This is a genomic window from Hylemonella gracilis str. Niagara R (genome assembly GCF_000600295.1).
In the GTDB taxonomy this organism is placed as follows: domain Bacteria; phylum Pseudomonadota; class Gammaproteobacteria; order Burkholderiales; family Burkholderiaceae_C; genus Hylemonella; species Hylemonella gracilis_A.
Genome location: NZ_JEMG01000001.1, coordinates 3,150,228 through 3,168,657 on the forward strand (window position 1 = coordinate 3,150,228; position 18,430 = coordinate 3,168,657).

Annotated in this window: 15 protein-coding genes and 4 pseudogenes; 14 read left to right on the top strand and 5 right to left on the bottom strand. The window is 62.0% G+C overall.

Going from position 1 to position 18,430, the window contains the following annotated elements:
- Positions 1-86: 86 nt before the first annotated feature.
- Together AZ34_RS14290 and nadE are read left to right on the top strand one after the other, a co-directional pair.
- Complete coding sequence (locus tag AZ34_RS14290) at positions 87-1,322, top strand: sterol desaturase family protein (RefSeq protein ID WP_035609256.1); 1,236 nt, start codon at positions 87-89, stop codon at positions 1,320-1,322.
- Positions 1,323-1,332: 10 nt separating this feature from the next.
- Positions 1,333-2,154 carry an ammonia-dependent NAD(+) synthetase gene (gene nadE / locus AZ34_RS14295; protein ID WP_035609258.1) on the top strand — a complete coding sequence of 274 codons (822 nt, stop codon included), beginning with the start codon at positions 1,333-1,335 and terminating at the stop codon, positions 2,152-2,154.
- Positions 2,155-2,169: 15 nt separating this feature from the next.
- On the opposite strand, the gene cadR is transcribed toward nadE, so the two are convergent.
- Positions 2,170-2,568 (bottom strand): Cd(II)/Pb(II)-responsive transcriptional regulator, encoded by a 399-nt coding sequence (gene cadR / locus AZ34_RS14300; protein ID WP_035609259.1) that lies wholly within the window; start codon positions 2,566-2,568, stop codon positions 2,170-2,172.
- A gap of 94 nt (positions 2,569-2,662) precedes the next feature.
- On the opposite strand from cadR, the gene AZ34_RS14305 reads away from it, so the two are divergent.
- The 4 genes and pseudogenes from AZ34_RS14305 to AZ34_RS14320 all read left to right on the top strand — a co-directional run bounded on the left by AZ34_RS14305 (position 2,663) and on the right by AZ34_RS14320 (position 7,173).
- Positions 2,663-5,380 (top strand): heavy metal translocating P-type ATPase, encoded by a 2,718-nt coding sequence (locus tag AZ34_RS14305; RefSeq protein ID WP_035609261.1) that lies wholly within the window; start codon positions 2,663-2,665, stop codon positions 5,378-5,380.
- Positions 5,381-5,483: 103 nt separating this feature from the next.
- On the top strand, positions 5,484-5,981 hold the full coding sequence (gene lspA, locus AZ34_RS14310) for a signal peptidase II (protein WP_035609264.1): 498 nt from the start codon (positions 5,484-5,486) through the stop codon (positions 5,979-5,981).
- 87 nt (positions 5,982-6,068) lie between these two features.
- A pseudogene (locus AZ34_RS14315) lies at positions 6,069-6,248 on the top strand (TlpA family protein disulfide reductase); the annotation flags it as partial.
- Positions 6,249-6,552: 304 nt separating this feature from the next.
- The gene (locus AZ34_RS14320; protein ID WP_035609266.1) at positions 6,553-7,173 is read left to right on the top strand and encodes a DUF4238 domain-containing protein; all 621 of its coding nucleotides are present in this window, start codon (positions 6,553-6,555) and stop codon (positions 7,171-7,173) included.
- 57 nt (positions 7,174-7,230) lie between these two features.
- Here the strand turns inward: AZ34_RS14320 and merR are convergent, their stop codons facing one another.
- A complete protein-coding gene (gene merR, locus AZ34_RS14325; RefSeq protein WP_035609268.1) occupies positions 7,231-7,665 on the bottom strand; it encodes an Hg(II)-responsive transcriptional regulator in 435 nt (144 codons plus the stop codon).
- Positions 7,666-7,736: 71 nt separating this feature from the next.
- Between merR and merT the strand changes: the two genes are divergently transcribed.
- From merT to AZ34_RS18775, 8 genes and pseudogenes are all read left to right on the top strand, one after another.
- Entirely contained in the window at positions 7,737-8,087 is a 351-nt protein-coding gene (gene merT / locus AZ34_RS14330; protein ID WP_011111453.1) for a mercuric ion transporter MerT, read from the top strand.
- A gap of 15 nt (positions 8,088-8,102) precedes the next feature.
- On the top strand, positions 8,103-8,378 hold the full coding sequence (gene merP / locus AZ34_RS14335) for a mercury resistance system periplasmic binding protein MerP (protein ID WP_035609272.1): 276 nt from the start codon (positions 8,103-8,105) through the stop codon (positions 8,376-8,378).
- A gap of 71 nt (positions 8,379-8,449) precedes the next feature.
- Entirely contained in the window at positions 8,450-10,135 is a 1,686-nt protein-coding gene (gene merA / locus AZ34_RS14340) for a mercury(II) reductase (RefSeq protein WP_035609275.1), read from the top strand.
- A gap of 18 nt (positions 10,136-10,153) precedes the next feature.
- A complete protein-coding gene (merD, locus tag AZ34_RS14345; protein ID WP_003090698.1) occupies positions 10,154-10,519 on the top strand; it encodes a mercury resistance co-regulator MerD in 366 nt (121 codons plus the stop codon).
- The gene (gene merE / locus AZ34_RS14350; protein WP_035609280.1) at positions 10,516-10,752 is read left to right on the top strand and encodes a broad-spectrum mercury transporter MerE; all 237 of its coding nucleotides are present in this window, start codon (positions 10,516-10,518) and stop codon (positions 10,750-10,752) included. The genes merD and merE overlap by 4 nt, the downstream gene beginning before the upstream one ends.
- Positions 10,749-11,126: pseudogene (locus tag AZ34_RS14355) on the top strand (EAL domain-containing protein); the annotation flags it as partial. The gene merE and the pseudogene AZ34_RS14355, both read left to right, overlap by 4 nt.
- A gap of 1 nt (position 11,127) precedes the next feature.
- Positions 11,128-12,126 (top strand): annotated as a pseudogene (locus AZ34_RS14360) (IS3 family transposase); the annotation flags it as partial.
- 73 nt (positions 12,127-12,199) lie between these two features.
- Positions 12,200-12,403: pseudogene (locus tag AZ34_RS18775) on the top strand (IS21 family transposase); the annotation flags it as partial.
- 5 nt (positions 12,404-12,408) lie between these two features.
- On the opposite strand, the gene AZ34_RS14365 reads toward AZ34_RS18775, so the two are convergent.
- Genes AZ34_RS14365 through AZ34_RS14375 form a run of 3 tightly spaced genes read right to left on the bottom strand, consistent with a single transcriptional unit; the run spans position 12,409 to position 18,358 of the window.
- Positions 12,409-15,564 (bottom strand): efflux RND transporter permease subunit, encoded by a 3,156-nt coding sequence (locus tag AZ34_RS14365; protein WP_035609285.1) that lies wholly within the window; start codon positions 15,562-15,564, stop codon positions 12,409-12,411.
- Positions 15,561-17,054, bottom strand: a complete 1,494-nt coding sequence (locus tag AZ34_RS14370) for an efflux RND transporter periplasmic adaptor subunit (RefSeq protein ID WP_051509876.1) — start codon at positions 17,052-17,054, stop codon at positions 15,561-15,563. The genes AZ34_RS14365 and AZ34_RS14370 overlap by 4 nt, the downstream gene beginning before the upstream one ends.
- Positions 17,051-18,358, bottom strand: a complete 1,308-nt coding sequence (locus tag AZ34_RS14375) for a TolC family protein (protein ID WP_051509878.1) — start codon at positions 18,356-18,358, stop codon at positions 17,051-17,053. Before AZ34_RS14375 ends, AZ34_RS14370 begins: the two co-directional genes overlap by 4 nt.
- Between the last annotated feature and the right edge of the window lie 72 nt (positions 18,359-18,430).

The following is an 18,430-nucleotide window of genomic DNA, read 5'->3' on the forward strand; positions in this document are numbered from 1 at the left end:
TGACCCGGGGTCTCTACGCAGGTCCAGTTGACTCTACCGCGACTAGAGGGTTTCCAATTTCTGCCGGACCCTTTTTAGGACTGAAAATGAAAACGAAAGAAACTCCGTTTTTTGATGCCGTCATCCGGTACGGCAGCTACCCTCTGGTTGTAGGCGCCACGGCCCTGGTACTTTTCGGGGGTCTGGCTGGCGGCTGGCCGTATTTCCCGACGGTGCCACTCACCGTAGCCGCGGCGCTCGCGGTGATCGCGCTGCTGGAGCGAAGGCTGCCATTCCACGCAGCCTGGCGCCATGACCATCGGGACAGCGTGTGCGATGCGATCCACGCTGTCGTGAACCTGATGGTGCTGCTTGCCGTCCACGGCGTGGTCGCAGCCCTGGCACCCGTGTGGTCCGCCGGGATCTGGTGGCCCGATCAGTGGCCGCTTTGGGCGCAGGCCCTTGCCGTCGGCATGGTGCTCGATCTCAGCCTCTACAGCGTCCATTGGTTGAGTCACCGTGTGGCGTGGCTTTGGCGATTCCACGCGATCCACCACAGCTCCGAACGCCTCTATTGGCTCAACGGTGAGCGCCGGCATCCCCTGCATGCCGGGATGATGGCCGCGCCCGGCTTGATTGCCGTGGTGCTGATGGGCGCACCGGCCCTGGCCGTCGGAGCATGGCTCGGGCTGCTCGCCGTGCACCTGGCGTTCCAGCACTGCAACCTGGACTACCGGATCGGACCGCTCCGCTTTTTGATCGGTGCGGCTGAGGTCCACCGCTGGCACCACAAGCGCGAGTACGAAGATGCCCAGGTCAACTTCGGCGAGTTCTGGATGGTGTGGGATCACCTGTTCGGCACCTTCCGGTTGCCCAGGCACAAGCTGGGCGCCAACGAAGTGGGACTCAAAGAGGTGGACTTTCCGATGGAGTACGGCGCGCAGCTGGCGTACCCATTTCGGGCGCTGGCGCCGGCAGCAAATGCCGCCTCCGGTGCCTACGCGCTGGCCCGCGCGGCTTTCCTGCGTGAAACCAGGGCGGCAGCTTCTTGCGAGGCCGCCGGCGACCTGAGCAGCGCGTGGCGCGCCCATGAACTCGGCCATATCGTGGCGCAGCCCTATCTCAGCCTGCACCTGCGCAGCCACGCGGCCATGCTGGGTTTGGCCTGGAGGACCCGCAATACCTCGGAAATCCTGGCCCAAGCGGTACGGCTCGCGTTGGTGCCTATCGGCCATGCCCTCGGCCGCACTCCGCCACAAAACGTCGGGACTGGCCGCTTTGGCGTACTGGAACACGGCACATGGCCGTCGGAGCTGGACCCCATAACTTTCCAGCGCCGATAACATCAGCTTCATGATGGAAGAACAGAGCCGCATTGCCGCCGAGCTCGGCGTAACCCGGCAGTTCGATGCATCGGCGGAGATCAACAGGCGCATTCAGTTCCTGGTCGAATACGCACGCGCGGCAGCCGCGACGTCTCTGGTACTCGGGATCAGCGGCGGCGTGGACTCCACTGTGGCCGGGCGCCTCTGCCAACTGGCGGCGCAACAGCTGCGCTCGGCGGGACTGCCGATCCGGTTCATCGCGATGCGCCTGCCTTATGGCGTGCAGGCGGATCAGGCCGAGGCGCAGCGAGCCGTCGAATTCATCGATGCGGACGAGACGCTTGCCATGGACATCAAGCCGGCGGCCGACGCCGTGCTGCACCAGCTCGTAGCCGGCGGGCTCAGGTTCAATGACCATTGGCAGGAAGACTTCGTGCTCGGCAACATCAAGGCGCGCCAGCGCATGATCGCCCAGTACGCCGTGGCAGGCGCCACGGGCGGCCTGGTGGTCGGTACCGACCACGCTGCGGAGGCGGTCATGGGCTTTTTCACCAAGTTCGGCGACGGCGGATTCGACCTGAGTCCGCTGGGCGGCCTCACCAAGCGGCGTGTCCGGGCCTTGGCACTGGCTCTCGGGGGTGACGAGCGTTTGGCGCACAAGGTCGCCACCGCAGACCTCGAATCCATGCAGCCGTTAAGGCCCGACGAGGCGGCGCTCGGCGTCAGCTACGACGCCATTGACGATTTTCTCGAGGGAAAGGATGTCGACCCAGCCGCAGCAAAAGTCATCCTGCAGGCGTTCCACCGCACGGCCCACAAGCGGGCCCAGCCGGCCGTTCCCTTCCCGTAGCGCGCCGTTTGGGCCTCAGGCGGGCTCGGCCAAGCGGTTGAGAATCCCGCATTCGCGCGCGGTGCGGGCGCTGTCGCACGAGCGGCGCAGGTCTATCAGCTCGCGCTCCAGCTCACGCAGGTCTTTGATCTTGGCCCGCACCTGGGCGATATGGGAATCCACCAAGGCGTTGACGTCGCCGCAGTCCAGCGCCGGCCGGTCGCGAAAACTCAACAACTGGCGGATCTCATCCAGCGCCATGTCCTTGGCGCGGCAGCGGCGGATGAAGATCAGACGCTGTAAGTGCACGTCGTCATACAGCCTGAAGTTGCCCTCGCTTCGCGCGGGTTCGGGAAGCAAACCCTCTGTCTCGTAGAAGCGCACTGTCTGCACCAGGCAGGCCGCCCTTTTAGCGAGTTCACCGATTTGCATCATGGTCGATCTCCGTAAAAGCCTTGACTCTATACCAGCTAGAGGTTGTCAAATTATGTGCATGCGGGGAAAACCCTGCCAAAGTTGAACCATGCCTATGAACAACGACCTTTCCAATTCCTGCGGCTGCTCCGCCAGCAATGGCCAACAGACGAGCTGCGCCAAGGACAAGCCAAGCGACGAAACCACCGTCTTCCATGTGAGCAACATGGATTGCCGCAACGAGGAGGCGCTGGTGCGGCGCACGCTGGAGGGCATGCCCGGCGTCGAGCGGCTGGAGTTTGACCTTGCGCAGCGCAAGCTGACCGTTACGCACAACAGGGTTTCGCCCGATGCCTTGGAGCAGGCGCTGAGCTCGGTCGGCATGAAGGCACAGGCTGCCCGCGCTGCCGCAGTGCTGACGGCCAGTGGCCCCGGGCCGGCGGCAGCTTTGGCTGCCATCGCACCCCCGACCACACAGCCACAGGCGCCCGTACCGGCTCCCATCACGTCAGCCGGCGAGCGCGTGACCTACCGAATCGACAACATGGATTGCCCGACGGAAGAAGCGCTGATCCGCAACCGCCTCGGCAAGGAGCCGGGCGTTACCGCGCTCGACTTCAACCTGATGCAGCGGGTGCTGGGCGTCCAGCACACCCTGCCTTCCACGGAGCCCATCGAGAAGGCGCTCGCTTCCATCGGGATGAGGGTCGAGCGGCAAGACCACCAGGAGGTCTCCACGGTCCTGCGCATCGCCAAGATGGACTGCCCTACCGAAGAGGGCCTGATCCGCGGCAAGTTACAAGGCATGCCGGGCGTACAGGGCCTAGACTTCAATCTGGTGCAGCGCACGCTTACCGTCCGCCATGCGCCTGACGCAATCAAGCCCGTGGTCGAAGCGATCGAGTCGCTGGGCATGGAAGCCGAGGTACAGAAGAACGACGAGCTGCACGACCCCCACGCACCCGCGCAGAGGACCAATTGGTTGCCGATGGCTGTCTCCGGCATCGCGGCCTTGCTCGCCGAGGGCGTGTACTGGGTCAACGACGGCAATCACTGGGCCGTGGTTGTCCTGGCCCTGGTGTCCATCGTCACTGGCGGCCTCAGCACCTACAAGAAGGGCTGGATTGCGCTGAAGAACCTCAATCTGAACATGAATGCCTTGATGTCCATTGCGGTCACGGGCGGAATGGCGATCGGCCATTGGCCCGAAGCGGCCATGGTCATGTTCCTTTTTGCGCTGGCCGAGGTAATCGAGGCCAAGTCACTCGACCGGGCACGCAACGCCATTCGCGGCCTGATGGACCTGGCGCCGGAGACCGCGACTGTGCAGCAGGCCGACGGCTCATGGAAGGAAGTCCCAGCCAAGGAAGCGTTCAAGGGCGCGGTGGTCCGGGTGCGACCTGGAGAGCGCATTGCGCTGGACGGCTTGATCGTTGCGGGCCGTTCGGCCATCAATCAGGCGCCCATCACCGGCGAAAGCCTCCCCGTCGAGAAGGCCGAAGGTGACCAGGTGTTCGCGGGCACCATCAACGAGACCGGCTCCTTCGAGTACGAGGTGACCGCGGGCGCCACCGACTCGACGCTCGCGCGCATCATCCATGCAGTGGAGTCGGCGCAGGGCAGCCGCGCGCCCACGCAGCGTTTCGTCGACCAGTTCGCCCGGGTCTACACGCCGGCTGTGTTCGCGGTGGCCGTGCTGGTGGCGGTGGTTCCGCCGCTCGCCTTTGGCGGCGTCTGGTTCGACTGGATCTACAAGGCCCTCGTGCTGCTGGTGATTGCGTGCCCCTGCGCCCTGGTCATCTCCACGCCGGTCACCATTGTCAGCGGCCTGGCTGCGGCCGCCAGGCGGGGCATCCTGATCAAGGGCGGCGTCTACCTGGAAGGAGGGCGCAAGCTGAAGGCGCTGGCTCTGGACAAGACCGGCACGCTCACCCACGGCAAGCCTGAACAGACCGACTTCGTACCGCTGCTCGGCAACGCGCAGGAGGTTGCCGTCTGGGCCGCCAGCCTGGCCGACCGCTCGGACCATCCGGTCTCGCAAGCGATCGCTCGCAAGGCGAACCGGGACAGCGTTGCGCTGCAAGAAGTGGACGACTTCGCGGCGTTGCCTGGCCGCGGCGTTCGCGGCCGCATCGCCGGGCGCATGCTGAACATGGGAAACCACAGGCTGGCGAAGGAGCTGGGCCTCAGCGAAGTGGCGCTTCAATCGCGACTGGAGGCCCTCGAGCGCCAGGGCAAGACTGCAATTCTGCTCATGGATGAAGCAGGCGTGCTCGGCATCTTCGCCGTGGCCGACACCGTCAAGGAAACGAGCCGTGAGGCGGTGGCCGACCTGCAGGCCCTCGGTGTGCGCACTTTGATGCTGACCGGCGACAACCAGCACACGGCCGCCGCCATCGCAGCGCAGGTCGGGATCACTGAAGCACGGGGCGACCAACTGCCCGAGGACAAGCTCAAGACCATCGAGGGACTGATTGGCGGTGAAGGCCAGGTGGGCATGGTCGGCGACGGCATCAATGACTCGCCCGCACTCGCGCGGGCCGACATCGGCTTCGCCATGGGCGCGGCTGGCACCGACACCGCCATCGAAACGGCCGACGTTGCCCTGATGGACGACGACCTGCGCAAGATCCCCACCTTCATCCGGCTCTCGCGCACCACCGCGGCGATCCTCACGCAGAACATCGTTCTGGCCCTGGGCATCAAGGCGGTGTTCCTCGTACTGACGTTCACAGGACAAGCCACGATGTGGATGGCCGTGTTCGCGGACATGGGGGCGAGCATGCTGGTCGTTTTCAACGGGCTGCGCCTGCTGAAACGCAAGACGGCCTGACTCAACAGGCAAGCTGTGGGCGGCACGACGAATTCTTGTTTTTTGGCGCACTTCAGCCGCCGAACGTAACTCCGAGAGAGCTTCTGAAGCCGAGAAAAAGTAGATGAACCTTCCTTTTCGCAATGCCCAGTGGTATGCACTCGCGATCATCGTATTCGCTGCCGACCAGGCCGCCAAGTCCGACATCGACATGACGACTCCATTGGGGTGGTCACGTGAGGTCACATCATTTTTCAACCTGGTGCACGTTCTCAATCCCGGCGCTGCGTTCAGTTTCCTCGCGGGCGCGGGCGGCTGGCAGCGATGGTTCTTCCTCGCAATCGCCCTCGCGGTGTCGGCGTGGTTGGTCTGGCTACTGTTGCGTCCGCTGCGCAAACTTGAATGCCTTTCTTACTGTCTCATCCTGGGCGGGGCTTTGAGCAACGGATTCGACCGCGCCGTACGCGGGCACGTCATCGACTACCTCGACTTCCACCTGCGCGGCTGGCACTGGCCGGCCTTCAACATTGCCGACATGGCCATCGTGGGCGGGGCGGTTGCGCTGGTGCTCCAGACGCTCTTGAGTGCCGAAAACTCCGCCGCAGCAAATGAGTCCCGGTGAGTTGGGGCGAGCTGAAATTTTTAGCGTGGACACAGCACAAGACATCAATCTGTCGAAAGTAGTCCGAGGCATCTGCGCGGAGAGCCGCTGCCGTTTCCAGTGGCCATCGACGATACCGGCGCGGTTGCCAAGGCCTGGAGCGGCGTGAATGTCACCCCAACATCGTCACTCGCGAACAAGCGAGGGGAGATCGTCGAGCGCTTTGTAGGAAAAGCGGACTTCGCCGAACTTCATAAATTCATCGACCAGCTGCTTTCCGAAAGCTGAGCGAGACCATTCTTTTTTTCCGTTTTTCATCATGATCAAAAGACGCGTTTTCTGTAGCCTTGCGCTTCCGAGGGTTCCCGTGCGCGGCGTGCCAATTTTGGCGTTAAGGCTCTCTACGGGCTGAGACTCATTAGAAATCAATGAGTTAGGCCCTCGTATGAATCCGGCTGGATGATCTGAGCAAACTCGCCCTGCTCCGAGTTCATAGCTGGGAAACAATCAAACATCGATCAGGTTAGATGACTGCCGAGGCGCGTCGACGGCTGTCTTGCACAGGTTTTTGGACTGTATAAAATCTCAGTCCATGAGCGCATTCGATCGCCTTGCCGAGCGTGGGCCACTTCTCGATGGCCCGACGCAGCAGCACTACCTGTCAAAGTTCTACTTGAAGGGTTTTGCTCAGAACCGGCGCGTGGCTGTGTATGACCGAACCACTGGCATCGTCGATTCGCTGGCGCCAAGGAATGTTGCCGCACTTGAGCACTTCTACACCTTCATTGACGAAAGTGATCGGCAGCGATTCGAGCTCGAAGCCCTGTTCGGGCTGATAGAAAGTCGCGCTGGGACTGCATTGAATTCCGCAGTTTGCAATTCGCCTCTCAGCTTCGAGGATCGTGAGTACCTGGCATTGTTCGCCGCAATGCACTCAATTCGAACACCGGCTGCGCTCGCAGAGTCTCGTAGCGTGCGCGAGAAGGCAGAACATGCAGCGTTAAAGCTCCTCGTTTCGAGTGAGGCCGCAGCATACAAACTGCTCAAAGAGTCAATGCCTGCGGACACGTCCGAGGCAGAGCTGCACAGCTATGCGGCAAAGGTATTTGAGATGGTCAGCGGTGATCATTTTCATGTCGAAGTTTCCGATGAAGCGGCGCGTAGAACTAGGGGTCGTCTCAGAAAACGGAAAATAAAGCACGCTAAGGCGTAGTTGGGGTCTGCTCACGAAACGGAAAAAATCGTACGCTAAGCCGTAGCCGCCTCTCGGCTATGTCACGGCGGCACTACGAGGTTCTTTCTTCCCTTGCAGAGACGCAATCAGCGGACAGGAAACGTTCCCCTTCCGCGCATGGCAGGCGCACACCAGTTCAGACAGCACGGCCTCCATGCGCGCCAAGTCGGCCATCTTCTCGCGCACGTCTTGGAGCTTGTGCTCGGCCAGATGACTCGCTTCGTCGCAATGGGTGCCATCCTCCAGCCGCAGTAGCTCGGCGATCTCGTCCAAGCTGAAGCCCAGCCGCTGGGCTGATTTCACGAAGCGCACCCGCGTTACATCCGCTTCGTCATAACGGCGGATGCTGCCATAGGGCTTGTCCGGCTCTGGCAGCAGGCCCTTACGCTGATAGAAGCGGATGGTTTCCACGTTGACCCCGGCCGCCTTGGCGAAAACGCCAATAGTCAGATTCTCTAAATTGTTTTCCATATCGCTTGACTCCGTACATTGGTACGGAAGTAAGGTTACGCTATCCATTCCAAATTCAAAAGGACAAAAGCATGTCGGAACCACAAAACGGGCGCGGCGCGCTCTTCGCCGGCGGGCTGGCCGCCATCCTCGCCTCTACCTGTTGCCTTGGGCCGCTAGTCCTGGTCGCTCTGGGATTCAGTGGCGCGTGGATCGGCAACCTGACGATATTGGAGCCGTATCGGCCGATCTTCATCGGCGCGGCGTTGGTTGCGCTGTTCTTTGCCTGGCGGCGCATCTACCGCCCGGCAGAAGCCTGCAAGCCGGGCGAGGTGTGCGCGATTCCACACGTGCATACCACCTACAAGCTCATTTTCTGGATCGTGGCCGTGTTGGTCTTGGTCGCGCTTGGTTTTCCCTACGTCATGCCATTTTTCTATTGATCACAGGAGTTCATCATGAAAAAACTGTTTGCCTCCCTCGCCCTCGCTGCCGTTGTTGCCCCCGTGTGGGCCGCCACCCAGACCGTCACGCTGTCCGTACCGGGCATGACCTGTTCCGCCTGTCCGGTCACCGTCAAGAAGGCGATTTCCAAGGTCGAAGGCGTCAGCAAAGTTGACGTGACCTTTGAGACACGCGAAGCGGTTGTCACCTTCGATGATGCCAAGACCAGCGTGCAGAAGCTGACCAAGGCCACCGAAGACGCAGGCTATCCGTCCAGCGTCAAGAAGTGAGGCACTGAAAACGGCAGCGCAGCACATCTGACGCCCTTGTCTGCTGCCACAAACGAAAAAGGATCTGTCGCATGACCCATCTAAAAATCACCGGCATGACCTGCGACTCGTGCGCGGCGCACGTCAAGGAAGCGCTGGAAAAAGTACCCGGCGTCCAATCTGCCATCGTGTCCTATGCCAAGGGCGCGGCCCAGCTCGCCCTTGATCCAGGCACAGCGCCGGACGCACTGACCGCCGCCGTGGCCGGACTCGGCTACAAAGCGACACTCGCCGATGCGCCACCGGCAGACAACCGCGCCGGACTGCTCGACAAGGTACGCGGCTGGATGGGTGCCACCGATAAGCATAGAGGCAGCGAACGCCCATTGCAGATCGCTGTGATCGGCAGCGGCGGCGCTGCAATGGCGGCGGCGCTGAAGGCCGTCGAGCAAGGCGCGAAGGTCACGCTGATCGAACGCGGCACCATCGGCGGCACCTGCGTCAATGTCGGCTGCGTGCCGTCAAAAATCATGATCCGCGCCGCCCACGTCGCCCATTTGCGCCGGGAAAGTCCGTTTGATGGCGGCATTGCGGCGACCGTGCCTGCGATTGATCGAAGCAAACTACTGCCCCAGCAGCAGGCCCGCGTCGATGAGCTACGCCACGCCAAGTACGAAGGCATCCTGGACGGCAACCCGGCCATCACCGTGCTGCACGGAGAAGCGCGTTTCAGAGACGCACAGAGCCTTGCCGTCCGTTTGAACGAGGGTGGCGAGCACGTCGTGATGTTCGACCGCTGCCTGGTTGCCACGGGCGCCAGTCCGGCCGTGCCGCCGATTCCTGGCCTGAAAGAGTCACCCTACTGGACTTCGACCGAAGCGCTGGTCAGCGACACCATTCCCAAACGCTTGGCCGTGATCGGCTCGTCGGTGGTGGCGCTGGAACTGGCGCAAGCCTTCGCCCGGCTCGGTAGCCAGGTCACGATCCTGGCGCGCAGCACGCTGTTCTTCCGCGAAGACCCGGCCATCGGCGAGGCGGTCACAGCCGCCTTCCGTGCCGAGGGCATTGAGGTTCTGGAGCACACGCAAGCCAGTCAGGTCGCCCATGTGGACGGCGAATTCGTGCTGACCACGGCGCACGGGGAATTGCGCGCCGACAAGCTGCTGGTCGCTACCGGCCGGACACCGAACACGCGTAGCCTTGCACTGGACGCGGCGGGGGTCACCGTCAATACACAGGGGGCCATCGTCATCGACAAAGGCATGCGCACGAGCAACCCGAACATCTACGCGGCTGGCGACTGCACCGACCAGCCGCAATTCGTCTATGTGGCGGCAGCGGCCGGCACCCGTGCCGCAATCAACATGACGGGCGGCGATGCGGCCCTCGACCTGAGCGCGATGCCGGCCGTGGCGTTCACCGATCCGCAAGTAGCGACCGTGGGCTACAGCGAAGCGGAAGCGCATCACGACGGGATCGAGACCGACAGTCGCACCTTGACCCTGGACAACGTGCCGCGCGCGCTGGCCAACTTCGACACACGCGGCTTTATCAAGCTGGTCGTCGAGGAAGGTAGCGGACGGCTCATCGGCGTGCAGGCCGTGGCGCCGGAAGCGGGCGAACTGATCCAGACGGCGGTACTCGCCATTCGCAACCGCATGACGGTGCAGGAACTGGCCGATCAATTGTTCCCCTACCTGACGATGGTCGAAGGATTGAAACTCGCGGCGCAGACCTTCAGCAAGGACGTGAAGCAACTGTCCTGCTGCGCCGGATGAGGAAAAAGGAGGTGTTCGATGAACGCCTACACGGTGTCCCGGCTGGCCCTTGAGGCCGGGGTGAGCGTGCATATCGTGCGCGACTACCTGTTGCGTGGATTGCTGCGGCCGGTTGCTTGCACCACGGGCGGCTACGGCTTGTTCGATGACGCCGCCTTGCAGCGGCTGTGCTTTGTGCGGGCCGCTTTTGAGGCGGGCATCGGCCTGGACGCATTGGCGCGGTTGTGCCGGGCGCTGGATGCGGCGGACTGCGATGAAACAGCCGCGCAGCTTGCCGTGCTGAGTCAGTTCGTCGAACGCCGACGCGAAGCGTTGGCCGATCTGGAAGTGCAGTTGGCCGCGATGCCGACCGCGCCGGCCCAGCAAGCGGAGAGTCTGCCATGAACAGCCCCGAGCGCTTGCCGACCGAGACACACAAGCCGTTCACCGGCTACCTGTGGGGTGCGCTGGCGGTGCTCACCTGTCCCTGTCATTTGCCGATTCTCGCCATTGTGTTGGCCGGCACGACGGCCGGCGCGTTCGTCGGGGAGCACTGGGGTATTGCAGCCCTCACGCTGACCGGCTTGTTTGTTCTGTCTGTGGCACGGCTGCTGCGGGCCTTCAGAGGTCGATCATGAGCGCTTCCCAGCCAATTGAATGGACAGTGGCGCAACTGGCGCAGGCGGTCGAGCGCGGGCAGCTTGAGCTGCACTACCAGCCGATTGTCGATTTGCGCAGTGAGCAGATTGTCGGCGCGGAAGCCTTGTTGCGCTGGCGTCATCCGACGCTCGGGCTGTTGCCGCCGGGCCAGTTCCTGCCCGTGGTCGAATCGTCCGGCCTGATGCCAGAAATCGGCGCTTGGGTGTTGGGTGCAGCCTGCCGCCAGATGCGCGACTGGCGGGTGCTGGCATGGCAACCATTCCGGCTGGCCGTCAATGTTTCGGCGAGCCAAGTGGGGCCTGACTTCGACGGGTGGGTCAAGGGTGTGCTGGCCGACGCCGAGTTGCCTAGCGCAACTGGAGCGACAGCTCGAATCCCTGCAACGCGACATCCGGCAACTGCAGTTGGAACGCGATCTCTTGAAGAAGGCCAATGAACTGCTAAAAAAAGGCCTGGGCGTCGATCTGCAACTCCTGACCAACCGGGAGAAGACATTGCTGATTGACGCCCTCAGGGAGCACTACGGTCTGCCAGAGCTCCTCGCACAGTTGGGTATTGCACGTAGCTCGTACTTCTACCATCGCGCCCGTACGATGGTGGGCGACAAGTATCTCTCGGTGCGGCAAGCCATGACCGACATCTTTGAGTCCAACCATCGCTGCTACGGCTACCGCAGGTTGCAGGCCTCACTGAGCAGGCGGCACGTCATTGTCTCTGAGAAGGTGGTGCAACGGCTGATGAAGCAGGAAAGCCTGGTCGTTGCCAAGCCCAAACGGCGTAGGTACGCGTCCTACCTTGGCGAGATCAGTCCAGCGCCTGAGAACATCATCAACCGCGACTTCCAGGCTGCTGCGCCCAACGAGAAGTGGCTCACGGACATCACAGAGTTCCAGATCCCCGCGGGCAAGATCTATCTGTCACCCATCATCGATTGCTTCGACGGGATGGTGGTGAGCTGGACCATTGGAACCAGCCCAGACGCGGAACTCGTCAACACGATGTTGGATGCCGCCATCGAGACGGTGGCAGAAACCACCGACCGGCCTGTGGTCCATTCAGATCGTGGTGGCCACTACCGCTGGCCAGGCTGGCTGGCAAGAATGAGCGAGGCGAACCTCACTCGCTCGATGTCACGCAAAGCCTGCTCACCCGACAACGCGGCCTGCGAGGGCTTCTTCGGTCGGCTCAAGACCGAACTGTTCTATCCTCGGGACTGGCGAAGCACCACCGTTGAGCAATTTATTGAAGTCCTTGATTCCTACATCCGCTGGTACAACGAGAAACGGATCAAGATCTCGCTCGGCTCTCTGAGCCCCATCGAATACCGAGAGAGCCTCGGACTTACGGCATAAATCCAGTCCAAGTTTTTATCCGCACCCCCTGACGACATTGAATGTCATCATGCGTTGAGCAGTGCGAGAACAGATGCCCATTCGCGAGATCTCCAGGCGCACAGGCCTGGCTCGCAACACAGTGAAGAAGTACCTGCGGTCGGATGAGACCGAGCTCACCTACACAAGGCGGGTCAACCCAAGCAAGCTCGATCCCTACGCCGAGAAGCTGGCCACCTGGCTAGGAATCGAGGCAAAAAAATCGCGGAAACAGCGGCGCAATCTGAAGCAGATCTACACAGTTTATTGGAACCGGGGCGATTCACACGCTCGTCGCAAAGATCTCCGCATCACCAGCAGCCAGACGGCCGGGATCACCAGCATAGACAGCAAGGGCGCTGTGATCATGCCTCCCGCCATCGGCGCAGCGATGCGCTGCATCACCTCTGATCCTGTACCTCCACTCCAGAGTATGGGCAGCAGACCGGCAAGGATCACTGCCACCGTCATGGCTTTCGGCCGTACACGTAGCAGGGCCCCTTCCGTGATCGCCTCCAGCAATAGTGCCTCGCTCGGACTGGTACCAGCCGCCAACCTGTGCTCCCACGCATTCTTCAGATAGACCAGCATCACGACGCCAAACTCTGCTGCGACTCCGGCCAAAGCCAGAAAGCCCACGGCGGTGGCCACAGAAATCGCATGCCCAAGCATCCAGATAAGCCAGAAGCCACCTGTCAGGGCAAATGGAACCGCCAGCAGGATCAGCAAGGCTTCGTCAATACGCCGGAACGTCAGATACAGCAGGAAGAAGATGATGGCAATCGTGAAGGGAATAACGACCTTGAGCCGCTCGGCCGCGCGCTCCAAGTACTCGAACTGCCCCGACCAGTTGATGGCATAACCGGTGGGCAAAGCCACCTCCTGGTTGACCCGCTCCTGCATCTCTTTGACCGCAGAGCTCAGGTCTCGACCACGCAGGTCGACATAGACCCAACCCGAAAGCCGAGCATTCTCGCTGCGCAGCATCGGCGGGCCGTCCTGGATCTGAATGCGGGCAACATCAGCCAATCTGAGCTGGGCGCCCTGGTCGCTCACAAACGAGAAGTTGCGCAGCTTGTCGACAGAGTCACGCAGCTCACGCGGATAGCGGACATTGATGGGAAAACGTTGCCGGCCCTCCACAACCTCGCCAATGTTCTCGCCCCCGATGGCAGAGGACACCAGCATCTGCACATCGGCCACATTGAGTCCATAACGGGCGGCTGCCCCCCGATCAATCGCGATGTCGACATAACGCCCGCCGACGAGCCGCTCGGCCAGCGCGGAGGTCACACCCGGCACGTCCTTGACGACACGTTCGACCTGACTCGCCAGCCGGTCAATCTCCGCCAGATTTGGGCCGCTGACCTTGACGCCGACCGGACTTTTGATTCCCGTAGCCAGCATGTCGATGCGGTTGCGGATAGGGGGAACCCAGATGTTCGAGAGTCCGGGTACCTTGACTGCCTGATCCAGCTCAGCGACGAGTTGTTCCGGCGTCATTCCGGGGCGCCACTGCTCACGCGGCTTGAACTGGATCGTCGTTTCGAACATTTCGATCGGCGCTGGGTCAGTTGCTGTCTCGGCGCGGCCAGCTTTGCCAAACACCCGGGCCACCTCGGGCACCGTCCGGATCATCCGGTCGGTCTGTTGCAACAGCTCAGACGCCTTGGCCGCTGACAGGCCTGGCAGGGCCGAAGGCATATAGAGCAGGTCCCCCTCGTCCATGGGTGGCATGAACTCGCCCCCCAACTGTGACAGAGGAATAAGGGTACTGGCCAGTGCCAGGACAGAAGCCACGATGGTGCTTCTCGGGAAGCGCAACACCAGCGTCAAGACCGGGCGATAGAGCGTGATCAGGAAACGATTGACCGGATTGGCACGCTCATGCGGAATCCGCCCGCGAATCAAGTAGCCCATCAGTACCGGGATCAAGGTGACAGCCAGCGCCGCCGACGCGGCCATGGCATAGGTCTTGGTGAACGCCAGGGGCGAGAACAACCGCCCCTCCTGTGCCTCCAACGTGAAGATCGGGACAAAAGAGAGCGTGATGATGAGCAAGGAGAAGAAAAGCGCAGGACCAACTTCGACCGCAGCCTTGCTCACAACCGACCAGTGCTCATGCGCTTGCAGTTTCTGACCCGGATGAGCCTCTTCCCACGCCTCCAAGTGCTTGTGGGCGTTTTCAATCATCACGACGGCGGCATCCACCATTGCACCGATGGCGATCGCAATGCCCCCCAGGGACATGATGTTGGCGTTGACACCCTGGTAGCGCATGACGATGAAGGCAGCCAGGATGCCGATCGGCAGGGAGATCACGGCGACCAGTGAGGATCGCAGATGGAAGAGAAAGAGCAGGCAGACCGTCGCCACCACCAGAAATTCCTCGATGAGCTTGTTGCGCAGATTCGCTACCGCACTTTCGATCAGTTGGGAGCGGTCGTAAGTGGGCACGATCTCGACACCACTCGGCAAACTGGCTTTGAGTTGCTCCAGCTTGGCCTTGACAGCCTGGATCGTTTCCTGCGCGTTCTTGCCGGTCCGCATGACCACCACACCGCCGACCACCTCGCCCTCACCGTCAAGTTCAGCAATGCCACGGCGCATCTCCGGGCCGATCTGGATGCGTGCCACATCTCCCAGCCGTACGGCAACGCCACTTCTGGAGGTGCGCAGCGGTATGTTGCGGAAATCATCCAGACTGGACAGATAGCCCCGGGCCCGCACCATGTATTCCGTCTCCGCCAGCTCCAGCACGGCCCCTCCCGTCTCCTGGTTAGAGCGCCGGATAGCTTCCAGCACCTGGCCGTGCGCAATGCCATAGCTGCGCAGGCGATCGGGATCGATCACAACCTGGTACTGGCGCACCATGCCGCCCAGGCTGGCGACCTCGGCCACATTGGGCACGGATTTCAGCTCGAATTTCAGGAACCAGTCCTGCAGGGCGCGAAGCTGCCCGAGGTCCGTTCGGCCTGTGCGGTCGACCAGCGCGTATTCGTAGACCCAGCCTACCCCGGTGGCATCCGGTCCCAGAGCAGCCGTTGCACCGGCGGGCAAGCGCCCTTGCACCTGGTTCAGGTACTCCAGCACCCTGGAGCGCGCCCAGTAGAGGTCCGTGCCGTCCTCGAACAGGACGTAGACGAAGGAGTCGCCAAAGAAGGAGTAGCCACGAACGGTTTTGGCGCCCGGCACGGACATCATGGTCGTCGTCAGCGGGTAGGTGATCTGGTTCTCGACGATCTGCGGCGCCTGGCCCGGGTAGCTGGTTCGGATGATGACCTGCACGTCGGAAAGATCGGGTAATGCATCAAGCGGCGTACGTGCCAGAGACCAGAGACCAACCGCCACCAGAAGCAGGGTGGAGGCCAGGACCAGAAAGCGGTTGCCGATAGACCAGCGGATGATTTTTTCAATCATGGCTTGCCTCTCTCGGCCGCCGACACAACACTTTGCAGCACGTAGTCGTCGCCGTCCTGAACGAAGTCGAACTTGACCCGCATCCCTTCCTTCAGACCCTTGGGTAGGCCTTGTGACGGCGCTTTAAAGGGCATGGTCATGGCACCCCACTGAAGAGAGGCAATCGGCTCGTGCGTCAACGTGAGTCCATCGGCATCCATGCCGCGAATCACACCGATGCCGGAATGACGGGCAGGCACGGAGGCTGTGGTGGCTTCCGTGCCCATACGGCCCAGGCCAGACTTCAGGTTGGCTTCGGAATCCAGAAGGAACTGGCCCGAAACCACCACACGTTGCCCCTCGGACAGGCCAGAGCGAATCTCAACTTCCTCGCCGTTGTCACGGCCCAGGGTTACATCGGTCGGTATGAATCGGTCATCCTCGGTCATCGCAATCACGACCGTTCGCCGTCCGGTGGCGATCACAGCCTCCTGGGGAATCAGGAGCGTCGGCTGAGTGGATGGCGCCTTGATCCTGACCTGCACGAAGAGTCCGGGCTTGAGCTGAGTATTCGGATTGGGCAGTTCGATACGGGCCTTGATCGTGCGAGTGGCTGGATCGACGTCGGGCAGGACCGTCCGGACCCTGCCTGGCAAAGACTGAGGCTCGATGCCGGGAACCTGGACTTCCGCCGCACGACCGGGGCTGAGTTGGCTGCCCATGGATTGAGGCACGTCGATCACCACCCAGACCGAGCGAAGGTCTGTGATTCGAAAAAGCGTCATGCCGGGGTTGATCATCGCGCCATCGCGCACGCCTAGCTCAGCCACCACGCCTTGGATGGGCGCAGTAAGTTCAAAACGGGTCTGGGCCGCGCCGGCGCGTTCGGATCTCTCGACCACGCCATCCGGGATCGACAGCAAACGCAGACGCTCCCGGGCCGCATCGATGAGCGCTGCGCCAGCCTGGGCCTTGCGCAGACCCAGGTACTCCTCCAGCGCCCCAGCCCACTCCGGGGCGTAGAGGGTCGCCAAGGTTTGTCCCTTGCGAACGGGATCCAGGGGCGCGCGAACATGCAGCTTTTCGATATAGGCTGTGACACGGGACTGCACCACCTCGGTGGCGCGTTCGTTCTCGGTGACAACTCCAACGGCGTCGAAATGTGTGGGAAGCTCCCCCCTGCGCACGATCCCCGTGCGCAGACCCAGGCTTTGCGCGGTCTGCGAACTGACGGTCACGCCGGCACCACCGCTTTCGTCGGCATAGACCGGCACGAGCTGCATGTCCATGAAAGGGGACTTGCCAGGCTTGTCGAAACGCGGCCCGAGCACCATCGGGTCATGCCAATAAAGCACAGGGCGGCCAGTCTTAGGATCGACCTTGGCGTCCGTTGCAGCGGGCTGAGTTGTCTGGGCGACGGCCGCATGGCGCTGTAAGCCCAGCTGATAGGTCGCAAGGGCAATCAACGCTGTGCTGACTGAGAACAAGGCAATCAGGGTACGGGTCTTCATGGCTGGGGTCCTCCCTGGGGCGTGGCATTCATGGGGTCAACATAGACGTACTGCAGTTGCGCCCAGAGTCGAGCCATCTCGCGTTCCAGCTCCAGCAGTTGCATCCGGGCCTCGACTTCGGCGCGCCTGGCCTCAAGAACACTGGCCAGCGTGGTCTGGGCAGATCGGTAGGCGGCGAGGGACAGCTCGACGCGCTGCTGCGTGATCGGCAGCAAGGCGGCGGCCAGTTTCTGGTGGCGATCAATCAAGGTTTGCCATTCTGCATGGGCAGAGAGCAGGTTGGTTCTGGTTTCACGCACCATGTTCTCATGCACCTGTTCCACCTGACTGAGCTGGGCTCGCCTGGCGGCAACGTCCTGATCCTGACGGCGGGCGGCGTTGAAAGTCAGGGGCACACTGACCCCAAACGAAACCATGTTCGAATAGTCGCTGCCGCGCTGCTGATAGGCAATCTCCCAGCTCCAGTTCGGTGATCGGTTTTGCTCGGCCAGTTTCAGCTCGGTCCGGGCGATGTTGAGCTCCTGCTCATGCTGGCGCAACTGGGGCGCGGAATGAACCACGTCCCCATGGACCAGACTCTCAGGTAATCGTCGAATATCGGGTAACTGTCCAGGGGTTCTTTGGGCAGCCGCATCCAGCCATCGGGACAGATTGATGATCGCGACACGCTCCTGCCTGTCATTGACCAGGACTCGATCATCGATCTGCAGCAGCATCGCCGCGGCCATCTGCTGCTCGGTTGCCATGGCCTTGCCGGCGCGAAGCTGGGAGTCCAGGGTGCGTAACTGCAGCTGCACCTCGTTTTGAAGGGATGTCAGCAACTCCCGATTCTTGATCGCGAAATAGCGATCAAGCCAGGCCAGTGCGACGTCACGACGCAAGTTCGCCTGCGCGGCAGCTCGTGCCAGCTCGGAACTTGCCGCTTCCAACTCGTTGCGCTTACGCTGCAGTTGCCGCTTCTCGGTCGAGACGTACTCCTGCATGAGACCGATACGGCGCATGGTCATGAAGTCTCGATCCAGCGAGAACCGATCGGCCCCATTGACTGGCAGGTTGTCCACGCCAGCACGCAAGATTGGATCCGGAAGCTGACCTGCCGACACGGCCGAAGCCTGTGCGGCTTGAGCACCCAGGCTTGCCGCGCTCAAGGCGGGGGCATTGGCTTGTGCCAGACTCAGTGCCTCCTCCAAAGTTATCGGAGGCGCTTGTTCGGCATGAAGTAGTTGCGCTGACAGGCCCAGCAGTACCGCCTGCAATAGACGTGCTGCAGCGCGAGGGCTGATGAAGAATGGTTGTGGACCCATGATCTTTCTCCTGAACACATGGCCGAAAATGGCCAGAGCAGCGCACTCGGCGTGCGCCCAGAAAAATCAGGG

Bases quoted from the DNA above. Each gene is read 5' to 3' on its own strand.
- merP (WP_035609272.1), top strand. From the start codon at position 8,103: ATGAAAAAACTGTTTGCCTCCCTCGCCCTCGCTGCCGTTGTTGCCCCC.
- merR (WP_035609268.1), bottom strand. From the start codon at position 7,665: ATGGAAAACAATTTAGAGAATCTGACTATTGGCGTTTTCGCCAAGGCG.
- merT (WP_011111453.1), top strand. From the start codon at position 7,737: ATGTCGGAACCACAAAACGGGCGCGGCGCGCTCTTCGCCGGCGGGCTG.
- AZ34_RS14320 (WP_035609266.1), top strand. From the start codon at position 6,553: ATGAGCGCATTCGATCGCCTTGCCGAGCGTGGGCCACTTCTCGATGGC.
- merE (WP_035609280.1), top strand. From the start codon at position 10,516: ATGAACAGCCCCGAGCGCTTGCCGACCGAGACACACAAGCCGTTCACC.
- AZ34_RS14305 (WP_035609261.1), top strand. From the start codon at position 2,663: ATGAACAACGACCTTTCCAATTCCTGCGGCTGCTCCGCCAGCAATGGC.
- nadE (WP_035609258.1), top strand. From the start codon at position 1,333: ATGATGGAAGAACAGAGCCGCATTGCCGCCGAGCTCGGCGTAACCCGG.
- lspA (WP_035609264.1), top strand. From the start codon at position 5,484: ATGAACCTTCCTTTTCGCAATGCCCAGTGGTATGCACTCGCGATCATC.
- merD (WP_003090698.1), top strand. From the start codon at position 10,154: ATGAACGCCTACACGGTGTCCCGGCTGGCCCTTGAGGCCGGGGTGAGC.
- AZ34_RS14365 (WP_035609285.1), bottom strand. From the start codon at position 15,564: ATGATTGAAAAAATCATCCGCTGGTCTATCGGCAACCGCTTTCTGGTC.
- cadR (WP_035609259.1), bottom strand. From the start codon at position 2,568: ATGATGCAAATCGGTGAACTCGCTAAAAGGGCGGCCTGCCTGGTGCAG.
- AZ34_RS14370 (WP_051509876.1), bottom strand. From the start codon at position 17,054: ATGAAGACCCGTACCCTGATTGCCTTGTTCTCAGTCAGCACAGCGTTG.
- merA (WP_035609275.1), top strand. From the start codon at position 8,450: ATGACCCATCTAAAAATCACCGGCATGACCTGCGACTCGTGCGCGGCG.
- AZ34_RS14375 (WP_051509878.1), bottom strand. From the start codon at position 18,358: ATGGGTCCACAACCATTCTTCATCAGCCCTCGCGCTGCAGCACGTCTA.
- AZ34_RS14290 (WP_035609256.1), top strand. From the start codon at position 87: ATGAAAACGAAAGAAACTCCGTTTTTTGATGCCGTCATCCGGTACGGC.